The organism is Paracoccus aestuariivivens (genome assembly GCF_009711225.1).
Classification (GTDB): Bacteria; Pseudomonadota; Alphaproteobacteria; order Rhodobacterales; family Rhodobacteraceae; genus Paracoccus; species Paracoccus aestuariivivens.
In genome coordinates this window covers 1-14,449 of record NZ_WMIE01000017.1, presented here as the reverse complement: position 1 = coordinate 14,449, position 14,449 = coordinate 1, and the positions used below count along the sequence as shown (strand labels likewise).

At 62.5% G+C, this 14,449-nt stretch carries 14 protein-coding genes and 1 pseudogene; 6 read left to right on the top strand and 9 right to left on the bottom strand.

Going from position 1 to position 14,449, the window contains the following annotated elements; translation table 11 throughout:
• Positions 1-129: 129 nt before the first annotated feature.
• Both GL286_RS17790 and GL286_RS17785 read right to left on the bottom strand, forming a co-directional pair.
• Positions 130-786 (bottom strand): hypothetical protein, encoded by a 657-nt coding sequence (locus tag GL286_RS17790; RefSeq protein ID WP_155096921.1) that lies wholly within the window; start codon positions 784-786, stop codon positions 130-132.
• A complete protein-coding gene (locus GL286_RS17785; protein ID WP_155096920.1) occupies positions 786-1,502 on the bottom strand; it encodes a nucleotide-binding protein in 717 nt (238 codons plus the stop codon). The genes GL286_RS17790 and GL286_RS17785 overlap by 1 nt, the downstream gene beginning before the upstream one ends.
• 646 nt (positions 1,503-2,148) lie before the next feature.
• Between GL286_RS17785 and GL286_RS17780 the strand changes: the two genes are divergently transcribed.
• The 3 genes from GL286_RS17780 to GL286_RS17770 all read left to right on the top strand — a co-directional run bounded on the left by GL286_RS17780 (position 2,149) and on the right by GL286_RS17770 (position 5,025).
• Complete coding sequence (locus tag GL286_RS17780) at positions 2,149-2,703, top strand: plasmid mobilization relaxosome protein MobC (protein WP_170295281.1); 555 nt, start codon at positions 2,149-2,151, stop codon at positions 2,701-2,703.
• Positions 2,696-4,519, top strand: coding sequence for a relaxase/mobilization nuclease domain-containing protein (locus GL286_RS17775; protein WP_170295280.1), 1,824 nt, complete (start codon positions 2,696-2,698; stop codon positions 4,517-4,519). Before GL286_RS17780 ends, GL286_RS17775 begins: the two co-directional genes overlap by 8 nt.
• A gap of 218 nt (positions 4,520-4,737) precedes the next feature.
• On the top strand, positions 4,738-5,025 hold the full coding sequence (locus GL286_RS17770) for an HU family DNA-binding protein (RefSeq protein ID WP_155096917.1): 288 nt from the start codon (positions 4,738-4,740) through the stop codon (positions 5,023-5,025).
• Positions 5,026-5,162: 137 nt separating this feature from the next.
• On the opposite strand, the gene GL286_RS17765 is transcribed toward GL286_RS17770, so the two are convergent.
• From GL286_RS17765 to GL286_RS17740, 6 genes are read right to left on the bottom strand one after another with little or no spacing between them, the layout of a single operon-like run.
• Positions 5,163-6,407, bottom strand: coding sequence for an AGE family epimerase/isomerase (locus tag GL286_RS17765; RefSeq protein ID WP_155096916.1), 1,245 nt, complete (start codon positions 6,405-6,407; stop codon positions 5,163-5,165).
• 22 nt (positions 6,408-6,429) lie between these two features.
• The gene (locus GL286_RS17760; RefSeq protein WP_211596406.1) at positions 6,430-7,185 is read right to left on the bottom strand and encodes an ABC transporter ATP-binding protein; all 756 of its coding nucleotides are present in this window, start codon (positions 7,183-7,185) and stop codon (positions 6,430-6,432) included.
• The gene (locus GL286_RS17755) at positions 7,182-8,033 is read right to left on the bottom strand and encodes an ABC transporter ATP-binding protein (RefSeq protein WP_155096915.1); all 852 of its coding nucleotides are present in this window, start codon (positions 8,031-8,033) and stop codon (positions 7,182-7,184) included. The genes GL286_RS17760 and GL286_RS17755 overlap by 4 nt, the downstream gene beginning before the upstream one ends.
• Positions 8,034-8,036: 3 nt before the next feature.
• A complete protein-coding gene (locus tag GL286_RS17750; RefSeq protein WP_246185016.1) occupies positions 8,037-8,891 on the bottom strand; it encodes an ABC transporter permease in 855 nt (284 codons plus the stop codon).
• 34 nt (positions 8,892-8,925) lie between these two features.
• The gene (locus GL286_RS17745; protein ID WP_155096913.1) at positions 8,926-9,963 is read right to left on the bottom strand and encodes an ABC transporter permease; all 1,038 of its coding nucleotides are present in this window, start codon (positions 9,961-9,963) and stop codon (positions 8,926-8,928) included.
• An 8-nt stretch (positions 9,964-9,971) separates the two neighbouring features.
• Entirely contained in the window at positions 9,972-11,579 is a 1,608-nt protein-coding gene (locus GL286_RS17740) for an ABC transporter substrate-binding protein (protein ID WP_211596405.1), read from the bottom strand.
• Positions 11,580-11,785: 206 nt separating this feature from the next.
• On the opposite strand from GL286_RS17740, the gene GL286_RS17735 reads away from it, so the two are divergent.
• From GL286_RS17735 to GL286_RS17725, 3 genes and pseudogenes are all read left to right on the top strand, one after another.
• A complete protein-coding gene (locus GL286_RS17735; RefSeq protein ID WP_155096912.1) occupies positions 11,786-12,751 on the top strand; it encodes a mannonate dehydratase in 966 nt (321 codons plus the stop codon).
• A gap of 58 nt (positions 12,752-12,809) precedes the next feature.
• Positions 12,810-13,559, top strand: a complete 750-nt coding sequence (locus GL286_RS17730) for a FadR/GntR family transcriptional regulator (protein ID WP_155096911.1) — start codon at positions 12,810-12,812, stop codon at positions 13,557-13,559.
• Positions 13,560-13,699: 140 nt separating this feature from the next.
• A pseudogene (locus GL286_RS17725) lies at positions 13,700-13,901 on the top strand (IS256 family transposase); the annotation flags it as partial.
• A gap of 38 nt (positions 13,902-13,939) precedes the next feature.
• Here the strand turns inward: GL286_RS17725 and GL286_RS17720 are convergent.
• The coding region (locus GL286_RS17720; protein WP_155096910.1) for an IS3 family transposase at positions 13,940-14,449 on the bottom strand (510 nt) is incomplete at its 5' end.

The following is a 14,449-nucleotide window of genomic DNA, read 5'->3' as shown; positions in this document are numbered from 1 at the left end:
CTTCCTTTTTGTATGCGGGCGTGAGGGCGCCCGGTCACTGACCCGGGCGACAACTCACCTTCCTTGATGACGGCGGTTGACGTCGTCTCGATGCAGGTCCTGGAGGGTGCCCCATGTGCGGAGTCGTGGTCAATATCCCGCCCGGGTCAGGAATTTGTCGAGATGCGCGATCACCTTGGCCCGGACCCAGCGCGACAGGGCCGGGGTCAGCCCGGCCAGACCTTCGGGATCGATCTCGGCGCACAGGCGGGCATGGGTGGCACGGGACAAGGTGATCGAGCTGTCGAACCGATGCGCCGATTGCTTGGCGCGCTCCGCCGGGATGTCGCGATAGTCGATCCCGGCCTCGAGTGCCGCGACAAGCTCGGGGCGCAACTCTGTCATCGCGCGGCGGAGCACCGTGCCGATCGGGCAGCGCGCTTTTTCGGCCCAAGCTGCCGCGCGGGCGACCAAGTCATCGGGCAAGCGATATAGCACCCGGATTGTTACCATGTCCTCGCCTGAGGGCCGCAGCCCGCGCGACGGGGCAGGGGTGGCACCGGGTCGCGGGGCTACGCTGCGCTTGCGCCTCGGCGCAGCTTTTACCGCTTCCGCTTCTGTTGATTGCGGCGCGATGCTGGATCCAACTGCCTTCTCGGTCTCGGTCTCGGTCTCGGTCTCGGTCTCGGTCGCGAGCGGTACGGGCACCGGATCTTCCACCAGCTCTGCCGGAGCCTCGAATTCCAACCGCCGGCTGAAACCGGGATCGGGGGCCGAGATCCGGCCCGGCAGCTTGAGCTTGGCCATTACGCCTCCTCCCGGATGGTGCGGTCGAGCTCGGCCAGGACCTCGTCCATTTCCTGCAGCGCCGTCCCAAGGTGGCTGGCGACGCCGGGGTTCTTCGTCTTGCGGCGGATCTCGCCCAAGAGCCCCTGACCGTCGAGCCGGGTATACATCGCTCGGTTCATCACCACCTCGCCCAGCACCGGCATATTGCGGATCACCTTCTCATAGATTTCATGCTCGGCGGCCGAGCGGGAAAGCGGTACGCGATTGAGCAGCACCCGGAAGGGTGGCAATTCGTCCGGATCTTCGACGCGGGATTTGAGCCGGATATACCAAAGCCCGGTCTCGAGGCTCTCCTCGTAATTATTCGCCGAGAGCATGCAGGGCGCGATTAGCAGATGCGAGATCTGCGCGAGATGATCCTGCGCCTCCGAGCCGCCGCCAAAGGTGTCGACCAGGATCAGGTGTTCCTGATCAGGTTGGGCGAAGATCGCGCTGATCTCCTCGATCACCGCAGCCGCAGAAAGCGTCGGGATGACCCGGACCAGATCATTCCAATGACCCTGCGCCTTGGCGCGTTCCATCCATTTCCAGCTGCTGCGGCTTTCGTCGGTGTCGAAGATGGTGACGCTCTCGCCACGCTCGGCAGCGGCCGAGGCGAGCCCCATGATCAGCGTGGTCTTGCCGCAGCCGCCCTTGCGGTTCATCGCGGTGATGACACGAATGCCGTTCTGCATCAGCTCTCCTTCGTTTCCGCCGCGCGAAGTTCAACGCACCTTCCACAAGACAATACCCGCATAGCGCGACACAGAACACACGAAACACGAAGCGTGAACCGATAAGCGGAAAGCGGCACACGTGACGCGGAACCCGCTTCGCGGCATGCGGGGCTTGCGTTTGGAGAACGCTCGTCTCCCCGCGCCAACTCCGGGACCTCCGACGCCTGCGATCTCTCTGCTGCGACACGCTGAGACTGCGCCAATGGGTGCCGCCAATGTCTCGAGCTCAGATACCCGCACGCTACGCCATCCGCTTCATCGCTAGTTTCTGGGCAAATTGCTCCCTCCCTCGCGTCAGCTACGCCGGTTTCTGCGGTGAAGGCCGGGCCGCCGCTCTGCCATGCTCACAGGTGCCAGGCAGCCGCCACAACACTGCCCGCAGGCCTTTGGGACTGCCTCACGGCAGCGGCTGCCCGTCTGGGCAGCCTCAGGGCGCAGGCGCCCGAAACGGCCGGGCCTCTGGCCCGAAGCCTGGTACCTGGAAGCAAACGGACCCTTTGCGCCGCACCGACGGACTCCCGGTCAAAGCGCCCTTCGCAAGCTCCGGTTGCGTTGACACATGGAGTCTCATCTGGCAGCAAAGGGCTATGGCAGGAAATGCAGAATGTGTACAAAGCGCGCGCCCTGCCGGATCGGAGGGGCAGTGACGGGTATCACGCAGGGCTCAGATCACAGGCGAGAGGTGGTAGGTACCACCGTCGCAGGGATGGACGTTACCAAGCTGAAGCGCGCCAAGGCCCGGCGCATCCGGGAAGCCGGGGCGACCACGACCTCGGGCAAGGCGGTGACGGTGCGGCTTTCGCCGGAAGAGCTCGAAGCGCTTTCTCGGTTGCAGACCCGCATGGGGGCGGGATCGCGTTCGGATGCCTTGCGCTCGGTCCTGCGCGCCAGTGTCGGTTTGCTGGAATTCCCGCCGGAGGAAGCAGCGAAGCTCAGCGAGATCAAATCCGAGCTGCATAAGATCGGGGTGAATGTGAACCAGATCGCCTTGGCGGCCAATCGCGGGCGCGTCGATCTTGCCCGGGTCGAATGGCAGGCGCTGAACGAGTTGCGCCTCACGCTGCCGAAGCTTCGGACCTGGCTCAATGCCGTGGTCGAGGAACAGCGCCGCCGTGGTGTGCGGCTCTTCCGCAGCTATTCGGAACGCGCTGATGGCTAGCGCGACGGAAGGGGTCCTCGAGGACTTGCGCCTGCGTTATTTGCGCGGCGGCAGCGGATCCACGCGGCAGCGTTTCACCGCCCGGGCCAATAATCTCTGGCGTCTGGCCCAGGGCTCGAATGCCGCAGTGCTGAAGAAGATCCATAATGGCGGCACCCATAGCCGCAAGCAGCTCGGCAATCAGTTCGATTATCTCTTCTCCAAGGCCAGCGCGATCTTCGGCAATATGGTTGAGCATGATCCGGAGCGCCGCACCTTGAGCCGCGAGGAGCGCAAGACCATTGCCGGGGATTGGGAGGATGCCTGGACCGGTGATCCGAAAAACGGCCATACCACGCATCTGCTTTTGTCCTTCCCGGCCGATGTCGCACCGCATCGCGCATTGCAGGTCGCCGAGATCTGGGCCGCGGAGATGTTCCAGAGCGGCATGCATGTCGAGGATGAATGGGCCTATATCGCGGCTTTGCATACCGATCGCAGCCATCCCCATGTCCATATCGTCCTCAACAATCGCGGGCTGGAGAACGACAGCTGGTTCTACATGGCCAAAGGCCATGCCTTTGACGTGCTCACGATGAAGGAACGCATGGTCGAGATCGCCGCCGAGCAGGGGCTTTTTCTCGACAGCGCCTCGCGCATCGAGCGCGGCAAACTGACCTACGGCCCCTCGCGTGCCGAGCTCGAGCGGGCTTTGCGCGAGGGCCGCGAGGTCCGGGAAGTGCCGCTGCAGGGCCCAGCGGTGCGCGATGCCATGGCGCAGATCCGCGAGAATGTCGCCACCTTGCAGCTCTTCTCCTCAATGGCGCGGCAGAGCCGCGAGGCGGAATTGGCCAGCAAGTTTGAGGCGGTGGCGCAGATCCTCGCGCGCGGCGGAATCATTCAATCGACGGAGGAGTTCATGCAGGCACAACATGTTCAGACCCGAGGCGATCTCGGCCGCTATTACGATGCCTGGATCGACCGGGTCGAGACCGGCATCCGGCAGTTGCCGCAATCCGAGCAGAGCGAGATGCGGCGCGAATTCTATGCGGCGGCATCCGATGTCGCCCGCGAATTGGGCGATGACCGAGGCGCGACGCTAATGCAGCGCCCGGCGCGTGAGGCGCTACATCGCAGTCAGATGGGAGAGACCGCGCTTATCCGCGATGGCACCACCCGTGAAATCGGCAATGACGGCATTGCCGAGATCCGCGAGAAAATCTCCGAGGCGGCGAAATCCGTCGGGCTTGATCCGGCCCAGATCCAGAACCGCATGGGCCAAGGCGCGGCCAATGCCTGGCAGGAACGCGATTGGACACGGCAGGATATCCAGGCCGTGGCCGAAAGCCGGCATCTCGATCTCGGGCGCCAGAAGGATCGCGGCAAGGCGGCGAGCCTCGTCGAGAGCTTCTACGCCAAGACCGCGGAACTCCTCGATCGCGCCCTTGAACCGCGCCGCGAGCATGACCGTCTGTCACGCACGTTGCAGACCATAGCGCAGGCATTGAAGCAAGACGGGCAGGTGGCCTTCCAGAGTGATGACCATGCCGGGCGCTTCGCCAGGGATCTGACCCAGCGCTATGGCGAGGACCTGATGGCGCGGCTGGTCAAGGGCGACGATCGGGCCTTGGCGCTCGATATTCCGGATCCTGCGCAAAGGCGCGACTTCGCGCGTGCCATCGTTACTGCAGCCGAGCAGCATGAGAGCATGGGCATGAACCTGAAACAGGTTCAGGAAGCCAAGGCGCGGCTGCAGGATCTGGGTGATAGCCAGACAACGCGCGAAGCGGAGCCCTCGCAAACGAAAAACCGTGAGGATCGCGACCGGGAACGCTAGGACCAAGGCGCAGGAGAGGAGGGCAGGGCTGTGGAAATAGCTGAGGGCAAGATCGGCGAATGATTGCTGGCCCGTTCGTCTCGAGCTATTTGGCCCGGCCCTTGTCGCTGTCATATGCCATCAATGCATCGCGACGGAAGCGGTGCCTTTTATCTTGCCAGATGCTGGTCGTTCGATTGGGATAGCAAGATGTGCGGAAAGTAGGAGGAAATTTCCAGATGTCGAAGTCCCTGACCAAGGCTGAACTGATCAATGAGCTTGCCAGTCGTGCAGGTACAGAAAAGAAGGCGGCAACCGCGATCATCGAGGCGCTTAGTGGCTTGATCCACGATCAGGTGGCCGCCGGGGGCGCAGTCACCATCCCGGAGGTTGGCAAGATTTATTGCCGTGAGCGTTCCGCACGCACAGTCCGAAACCCCTCGACTGGGGAAGCAATCGAGAAAGACGCCGACCGGGCGGTGAAGATGACGTTTGCCAAGATGATCAAGGACAAGGTGAACGCCTGAGATCTGGCTGAGAACTTGTACGGCGCGCTGTCAATCAGCGCGCCTTTCGAACCCGGAATCTGCGTCTGCTTCCCAGCGCCGTCGAAGGCCACACCCTTCAAGGCTCTGGGCCGCAGGCGCCGTATGGAAAAGCCGGATTAGGCCCGCGCGGCGCGCAGAGAGGCGGGAAGACGCGAAAGACAACCCACCTGCGACAGCAGCGCTGCCTGCACCGAATGATAAATGTCGGGTTTGCCGGCAAACTGGCGGGCGTCGGGTTTGCCATCGGCATCAAGTTCAGGGAACCACCCACCGCGCGCATGGTCGATCAACGCCAGATCGGCAAATGCCCAGAGCCGGCGATACCATTCCTCGTCCTGCGGCTGAGCAGCATGGTTCTGCAACGCGGCCATCGCCCCGATCGCCTCGGACACCGGCCACCAGTAGCGGTCGGAGACCGACACTGCCCCGTCGAGTTCGAGCGTATAGACAAAGCCTCCTGCCGCAGGCCATGCTCCTGGCACCCATGCATCGGCCAGCGCCGTCTCGATCAGTCGGCGTGCAATCTCAGGGGCGTCACTTTCGGGGCGGCCAGCTAGGTCCCACCATTGCAGCAGCAGCCGGCCCAGTTCGAAAGAGTGGCCCGGTGTAGTGCCGCGTGGGCGGAACATCGGGTTGCCCTGATAATCCGCGTCCACCTGCCAGTCGGCGGTGTAATGCTCGGGCAGGCGAAAGCCGTAGCGGGGCGCGATGCGTCCGGTGAAGAAATCGAGGATCCGCCGCGCCCGAGTCAGATAGATCGCGGAGCCCGTGGTCTCGTAGGCGGTCAGCATCGCCTCGATCCCGTGCATATTGGCATTCATTCCGCGATAGGTTGAGAAGGGCTGCCAGTCGCGGGTGAATTCGTCGCGCAGCAGACCCGCCTCTTCATCCCAGTAATGTCTGTCGATCAAGGCCGAAACATCGGCGATCAGCCGGTCGGCATCCGGGTGGCCCGCCACTTTGGCCGAAGCCGCCGCCAGAAGCACGAAGACATGGCCATAGGCCAGTTTGGTGCCATCGGCCACGCCCGCCGCGTCGACCGACCAGACATAGCCACCATGTTCGGCGTCCCGGTGCCGGTTCCACAAGAAATCCATCCCCGCGCAGATCACCGGGTCGCAGTCGGGCAGGCCCGCCGCCTTGGCCAGCGCAAAAGAATGCACCAGCCGGGTGGTGGTATGCAGTTCCTGCAGGCTGCCTGTCAGCGGCACGCCGGCGAAATCCAGCACGGCAAAGCTACCGTCGGTCTGCAGGCTGGGGCGGAAGAAATCCACCTGCCGCGCCACTTCGGCGCGCAGCCATTGCTGGTGTTCGGGGTCCTGACGCATCGTACGGTCTTGGGGCACTTCGGGCAGTGGCATCGAGGGGTGGTCCTTCAAGGGGTCAGGCGAGCTCTTCAAGAAAGCTGGCGGCTAAAAGCTGGCGGGCATAAGCGTCGCGGGCTTCGCCGGCTCCGATGTCGGCGGGGCTGAGCTCGTCGACGAAACCGCCGTTCTGCATCACGAAAATGCGGTCGCACATATGGGCGACGACTGACAGGTCATGGCTGACCAGAACGAAGGTCAGGCCGCGTTCATCGCGCCGGTCGGACAGCAGGTTGAGGATTTCGGCCTGAACCGACACGTCAAGGGCCGAGGTCGGCTCGTCCAGCAGCAGCACTGGCGGCTCGACGATCAGCGCACGGGCGATCGCCACGCGCTGGCGTTGTCCCCCCGACAGCTGATGCGGGAAACGGTCGGCAAAGCTTGCAGGCAGGCCCACCTCCTCCAGCGCCGCGGCGATGCGAGCGTCATCCACTGGCAGGCCCATGCAGCGCGCAGGTTCAGAAAGCGCGCGGCGGATCCGGTGCCGCGGGTGCAGCGAGGCGAAGGGGTCCTGAAATACCATCTGCGCGCAACGCAGCTGGTCTTTGGTGCGGATCGGGCCAAGAGCCTCGCCATTGATAGAAATACTACCGGTCCAGTGGCCTTCAAGTCCCACGAGGCTGCGCAGCAAGGTTGACTTGCCACAACCGGATTCGCCCACGATCCCCACGCATTCGCCGCGCGCGACCGAAAGGTTCACGCCCCGCACAACATGGTTTTCGGATTTGCCGCTGTGATAACGGACATTGATGTCCTGCAGTTCGATCATACTCATGCCGGCGACCCGCTTCTTTCGGTGGCGTCAAAGGTGGCGCGGTCCGGCACCCGGAGACGGTGCACCGGGTGGCGCGCATCCGGCATCGCCGCGATCAGGCCCAGCGTATAGGGATGGCGTGCATCGGATAGGCGTGACAGCTCTTCTACGATGCGACCCTTGTACATCACCACGATCCGGTCGCAGAAGGACGCGACCATGCGGATGTCGTGGCTGATGAGCAGCAGGCTGGAGCCATCGGCCGTCACCAGCTCGTTGAGCAGCTCCAGCACCTCGCCCCGCACGCTGACGTCCAAAGCCGAGGTCGGCTCGTCGGCGATCACAAGGCGCGGCCGCGACAGCAGCATTGCCGCGATCATCACGCGCTGGCCCATCCCACCCGAAATCTGATGCGGATAGGACTCCATCACCCGGGCCACATCTTTGATGCGCACGCGATCCAGCATCTCGGCTGCAACGGCGCGCGCGGCCGATTTTGACAGACCCTTGTGCAGGATGGCCGTCTCCGCGACCTGACGTCCGATGGGCAGCACCGGGTTCAGCGAATAGCGCGGATCCTGCATGATCAATGACATGCGGTTGCCGCGCAGGGCGCGCATCTCGCGTTCCGACTGCGACAGCAGCGGGTTGCCGTCGAAGGTCAGCTTGCTAGCCGTGACGGTGGCCGAAGGCGGCAGTAGCCGCATGATGGCACGGCCAAGGGTCGACTTGCCGGACCCGCTTTCGCCCACGATGCCGACCTTGCCCTGCCCCAGCGACAGGCTGACGCCGGCGACTGCTTTCATTGCGCTGCGGGCAAAGGTCACATCAAGGTTCTGGACCGTTAGGATTTCCTTTGTGTCGGTCATGGTTCAGTTCTTCGTATGGCGCGGGTCAAGCACGTCGCGCAGGGCGTCGCCGACCACATTGAAGGCTAGGCTGGTGAACAGGATGGCAAAGCCAGGCATGACTGCAACCCACCACTGATCCAGCATGAAACGCCGCCCGGCCGAGATCATGGCCCCCCATTCGGGCATCGGCGGCTGCGCGCCAAGGCCCAGAAAGCCCAGCGAAGCTGCGGTCAGCGTAATGGTCGCCATGTTCAGTGTCAGCCGTACCACCACCGAAGGGATGCACATCGGCGCAATGTAAAGCGTTAGGAGGCGCAGGTTCGATGCCCCGTAAAGCCGGGCCGCGGCGACGTAATCAGTATTGCGCACGATCAGCGCCTCGGCCCGGGCCAGCCGCGCGATGGGCGGCCATGCGGTCAGCGAGATGGCGATGATCGCCGTTCCCAACCCCGCACCCAATGCCGCGGCAAAAGCCAGCGCAAGGATCAACGAGGGGAAAGACAGCACAATGTCGGTGATGCGCATCAGCACGGCATCGACCCGCCCGCCGAAATAGCCGGCGGTGACCCCGATCAGCAGGCCGATCGGCCCCACGATCGCGGTGACCGAAAGCACAGTGCGCATTGTGATCTGCGCGCCCCAGATCAGGCGGCTGAGGATGTCGCGGCCGAATTCGTCGGTCCCCATCCAATGCGCGACCGAAGGCGGCTGCAGTACTTCCGACAAGGATTGTCGACTGGGTGAATAGGGCGCGATCCATGGCGCCAGGATCGCCACAAGGATCAGTGCGACGATCAGCATCAGGCCGATGAAGCCCAGAGGCTCGCGCCGCAATTCGCCAAAGAAGCTGTGGAGGGTGCCCCAAGCATTGGCCATGGGTCGCGGACGGGACAAGGTGGTGCCGTTCATCTCAGCGCTTCTCCTGCGTGCGTGGGTCAAGCATCGAATAGGCGATGTCCGACAGGAAGTTCAGTGTCATGAAGACCACGCCGATCATGATGGTCGAAGCGAGGACGGCGTTCATGTCACCGATCAGCAGGGCCGAGGTCATGTACTGGCCCAAACCCGGCCACGAGAAGACGATCTCGGTGACTACCGCCCCCTCCAGCAGCCCCCCATAGGAAATGGCAAGGATCGTGACCAGCTGGACCGAGATGTTGGGAAGGATGTGGCGGAACAGCAGCCGGGCCGGCGATGCGCCCTTGGCCTTGGCCGCAGTGACATAGTCCTGCCCGATCTGTTCAAGCGTGAAGGCGCGGGTCATGCGGGTGATATAGGCCATCGCCGCATAGGCCAGCATTAAGGCGGGCAAGATGATGTGCGACAGCGCGTTCCAGAAGATTTCAGTCTCGCCCGCCAGCAGCGTGTCGATCAGGATCATCCCCGTGACCGAAGGCACCAGGCCTTCAAAATAGACATCCACCCGGCCCGGCCCGCCCACCCAGCCCAACCCCGCGTAGAAGATCACCAGCCCGACAATCCCGAACCAGAAGACGGGAATCGAATGCCCGACCAGCGAGATGATCCGAGCGAACTGATCAATCCAGCTGTCGCGGTTCAACGCCGCAGCCAGGCCCAGGGGAACGCCCAGAACAAATGAGATGATCACGGCCAGCGTCGCTAGCTCCAGCGTGGCCGGAAAAGCCAGCGCCAGATCCTCGGTCACCGGGCGCCCGGTAAGTGCAGCCACCCCGAGATCACCATGCAAAAGATTCCAGATGTAGCGGCCGAACTGCACGACAACCGGCTGATCCAGCCCTAGCCTTTCGCGCATGGCGGCATAGGCTTCGGGGCTGGCCAACTCGCCCACGATGGCCCCGACCGGATCGGTCGGCAGAAGCCGCCCGATCACGAAGGTCACCGCGATGAGCGCGAAAAGGCTGAGGACGAGTTGCCCGATGCGGCCGCCCCAGGCGGCGGCCACGGAGGTTTCTGAATTGCTGGCCATGCCTGTTGTCAATCCGCCTTGGTTACGTTCTCAAGCCGCACAACGTTCTGCGCATGGCCCTGGTAGCCGACGACGCGGTTCGACACCGCCACCGGCAGGAAGCGTTCGAACATCGGGAAGACGGCGGGAACCGCCCTCACGAATTGCTCCTGCATTTCGGTGTAAAGCGTGGCGCGCTTGGTGGTATCCTGTTCGCGCAGCGCGGCGGCAGTGACCTCGGTCAGTTCGGGGATGTCCCATGCCGAACGCCAGACGAAGTTCCCGGCGTTGTTGGCCTCGCGCGAGTTGTCGGGGTTCGACGAGAACTGCTCCATCGAGCCCATAACATTGGGCATGTAGGCGCCGGTCTGCGGGATCAGGATGTCGAAGTCGCGGGCACGGTGGGCGGAGATGATGTCGGCGCCCGACCCTTGCACCACATTGGCGGTGATGCCGATTTCGGCCAGTGCGGCCTGCACGCTGGTCGCCAGATCGACCCGCGGGGTCTGAGCGATGGTCTTGATGTTCACGGTGAAGCCGTCGCCATAGCCGGCCTCTTCCAGAATGGCTTTGGCAGCCGTGGGATCATACGACCAACCCTCCGGGTCGGGAATGGCGCTGGCATAGTTTTCCGGCACCGGAATGTGGCGCACGCGGCCATAGGGTCCAAGGATAGCACTGGCGATCCCGGCATAGTCGATCGACTTGAAGATCGCCTCGCGCACCTTGGGCTCGGCCAGCTCCTTGCGCTCCATGTTCATCGCCAGAACATAGAAGCCGCCGGTTGGAACCTGCTGAATGGTCACGCTGTCTGACCCCTGGAAGTGCAGCGTGTCGCCGGCAGACAGGGCGCCTGCGATGTCGATATCGCCTCCCTCAAGCATCAGCCGCTCGACCTGGCTTTCGGGCACATGGCGCATGATCACGCGCTTGAGCTTGGGCGCACCGGCCCAGTAATCCTCGCGACCTTCCATCAGTACGATGTCATTGGGGGACCAGCGTTTCAACGCAAAGGGGCCCGACCCTGCGCCATTGGTGCGCAGCCATTCGTTGCCATTGTCACCATTGACGGCATTACTTTCGACAGCCTCGCGGTCAACAATCGAAGCTGCGACCTCGGAGAGACGGTAAAGCAGCAGATCGGGGGCGATGTTGCCGGTCAGGTCTATGCGGAAGGTGCGCGCATCTATGGCATGCAGCATCCCGCCGATGTTTTCTTTGGTGTAGCCTGCGGGCTTCAGCTTGGAAGACGGTGCTTGATCCATCGCCATCAGACGGTTCAGCGACCAGACCACATCCTCGGCCGTGACTGGGCGCCCGCTGGCAAAGACTGCATTCTCGCGCAGCTTGAAGGTGATCGAGGTCTCCCTGATCTCCCAGCTTTCGGCCAACTGCGGCGGCAGGCTGCCGTCGGGCATGCTGCCGACCAGTCGATCGTAAAGGTTGGCCATGATCTCGAGCGAAGTCGCCTCTTGCCCCTGATGGGGGTCAAGCGAGATCACCTGCGCCAGCGAAGTACCGTAGACCAACGTGTCGCTGGGGGTTTCGGCAAAGGCCGCCGTGCCCATCGGCAGAACAAATGCCGTGCCTGCCAGAAATGCTGCCAGAGTTGCACGCCGTGTGATTGATCCGAACAAAGCGATCCTCCCCAGATGCTCGTAAGATGAATTCTGGAAATCCATACTATGATAATTTCAGCCTGTCCAGATGTGTTACCTTGACGATTTTGCCAGTCATTTCGTTATATTTTGAAAATTTGCACTAAGATTGCCATAAACAGACTTGGAACTGGGTGAAAATTCGTACTACTAATTATAGAACGAATAGGCCTTGGAGAAGATGAATGTATCTCGGGACTCAACTCCCCGCCCGCAACGACGATGATTACCGGGTGATGAAGCAACTTGGCGTGGACAATATCTGCGCCGATCCCGATGGTGATTGGCGCAGCTGGGACGGCGCTCATCTGTCGCGCTTTCGTGAAAAGATCGAGGGATTCGGCCTCAAACTTGACATGCTGCAACTGCCGCTGGCCTCGGTGCCGGTGGGCCGTGCGCAATGCCCAGACATCTTGCTGGCCGGGCCCGACCGGGACCAACAGATCGACCTGATCTGCCAGCTGATTGAGAATTGCGCCGCGGCGGGCATCCCTTCGGTGAAATACAATTTCAACTACATCGGTATCCCGCGTAGCCCGATGGAAAAAGGACGGGGCGGCGCCATGGCCGAGGCCTTCCGCTGGGATCTGATGGATCAGGAAGAGGCCGGCCCGGCAGGCGTCATCAGCGAGGACGAGATCTGGGACCGGATCGACTATTTCCTCGGCCGCGTCGTTCCGGTGGCCGAACGCAGCAACATCCGTCTCGCCTGTCACCCGCATGACCCTGCCACCCCGCCCGGCTACAAGGGCGTGACCCGGGTTCTGGGTTCGGTCGAGGGCATGAAGAAATTCGTCTCGCTGCACGAAAGCCCGATCCACGGGATGAACTTTTGCATCGGCACGCTGGGCGAGATGTTGGAAGATGTCTCGCAGGTGCCCGAGATCACCCGCTGGTTCGGGGCGCGCGGCAAGATCATGAATGTCCACTTCCGCAACATCGCAGGCGGGCTCTATTCCTTCCGCGAGACGATGCCCGATGACGGCGACATCGACATGCCCGCAGTGATGGATGCGCTGCGCGATACCGGCTACAAATACATGGTCATGCCTGACCATGCGCCCACCCTGTCTGGCGAGAACGAACGCGGTGTCGCATTTGCCTTCTGCTATGGCTATATCGCGGCCCTTCTGCAAGAGCGCAGGGGATGATGCGCAATGCGCTTTGCGCCCCGCAGGTCTTTGGGGCACAAAGCGAAATACCCAGCCGATGGAGCTAGATCTGACCACCCGCAAGCCTCGCCTTTCAGAAAAAGTCGTCAAACAGCTCAAGGCCGAGATTCTGTCGGGCGGTCTGCATCTGGGTGCGCAACTACCTACCGAACCGGGCCTGATGGAGCGGTTCGGCGTAAGCCGCACCGTCGTGCGCGAGGCGATCGCCGCCCTGCGCAATGACGGGCTAGTCAGCTCGACCCAGGGGCGCGGAATGTTCGTGACTGATGTGTTGCCCGGTGCCTCGATCTGGCGCCCGCCCGAGGAAGTGGACAGCATCCCCCGCAGCATCGACCTTTACGAGTTCCGTCAGGCCTGGGAGCCGGAGGCAGCCGCACTGGCTGCCGTGCGCCGGTCGGCCACGCAGGATTACGCCATTCGCAGCGCCCATGAAAGGGTCTGCCGCGCGGTTCAGGCCAACCAGTTTCCGCTGAACGGCAATTACGATTTCCACCTGGCCGTCGCGCGGGCAACCGGAAACATGGTCTTCGAGGAAGCGATCGTGCGCTTCGGCCCGCATCTGAAGACCGGAACCGATTATCCCAACCTGTCGCAAGATCAGGCAGCGAATTATTTCCGCACCGTTATTCTCGAACATGCGCGGATCGTCGACGCGATCTCGGCCCGCGATGCCATCGCCGCGCGCGAGGCGATGATGGCCCATCTGGTTCGCTCCTTCGCAAGCTACCGAGAAGAGGTGGCACTGGCCCCCGCCACCACGATCTCCCCGCCCGGCATCTCGCTCTGACCTGGGACCGGGTCACTGATCAGGGGGGCAGGATCGGTCTTGTCACGTAGATGGGGTGGTAATTGGCGTCGGCCCGATTTCGGCGAAGCCGATGCTGACAACGATGATCGCGACTCGCGAGGCCATGCTCTCCGCCATGCCACCGCACGAAGCGCGCCAAGGGATGCCTCTGCCGCAAGACCGGACTGGCTATGGCCTTCAAGCTGATGATGTCAGCACAGCTGAAATGGCGCCAACTCGATGGCTAAAACCGCTTGCCGGACAGTCATCCAAAGGGTTGAATTCCGAGATGGTCTCCGCCAACTTCGAGTCGCCTCTAGGCGTCACCAACTTTCGCCCTGAACCGCCCCGGGTTTACCGGAGAGTTTCTGGTTCAATGATTAGGCCGCATTTTCGTCGGCGATCAAGTTTGAGTAGAAGACCTCCTCTGCTTCATTCGGCGTGAGGTAGCCGATGGCGCTGTGCAGGCGCGTTTTGTTATACCAATCGACCCATTTGAGGGTTTCCCATTCCACCTGAGCGACGGATTTCCAAGGGCCGAGGAACTTGATGACCTCGGTTTTGAAGAGGCCGATGATGCTTTCCGCCAGGGCGTTGTCGTAGGAATCGCCGACGCTGCCGACCGAGGGGTCGATGCCTGCCTCAGCCAAGCGTTCGGTGTATCGGATCGACAGATATTGGCTGCCTCGGTCGCTGTGATGGATCAGCTTGTCAGCCTCGGACGGTGTCCTCTGGCAGATGGCCTGATTCAGGGCGTCGAGCACGAAGCCGGTGGTCATCGAGGTCGAGACACGCCAGCCGACGATCTTCCGGGCGAAGACATCGATCACGAAAGCAACGTAAACCATGCCCTGCCAGCTCGAGACATAAGTGAAATCCGAAACCCAGAG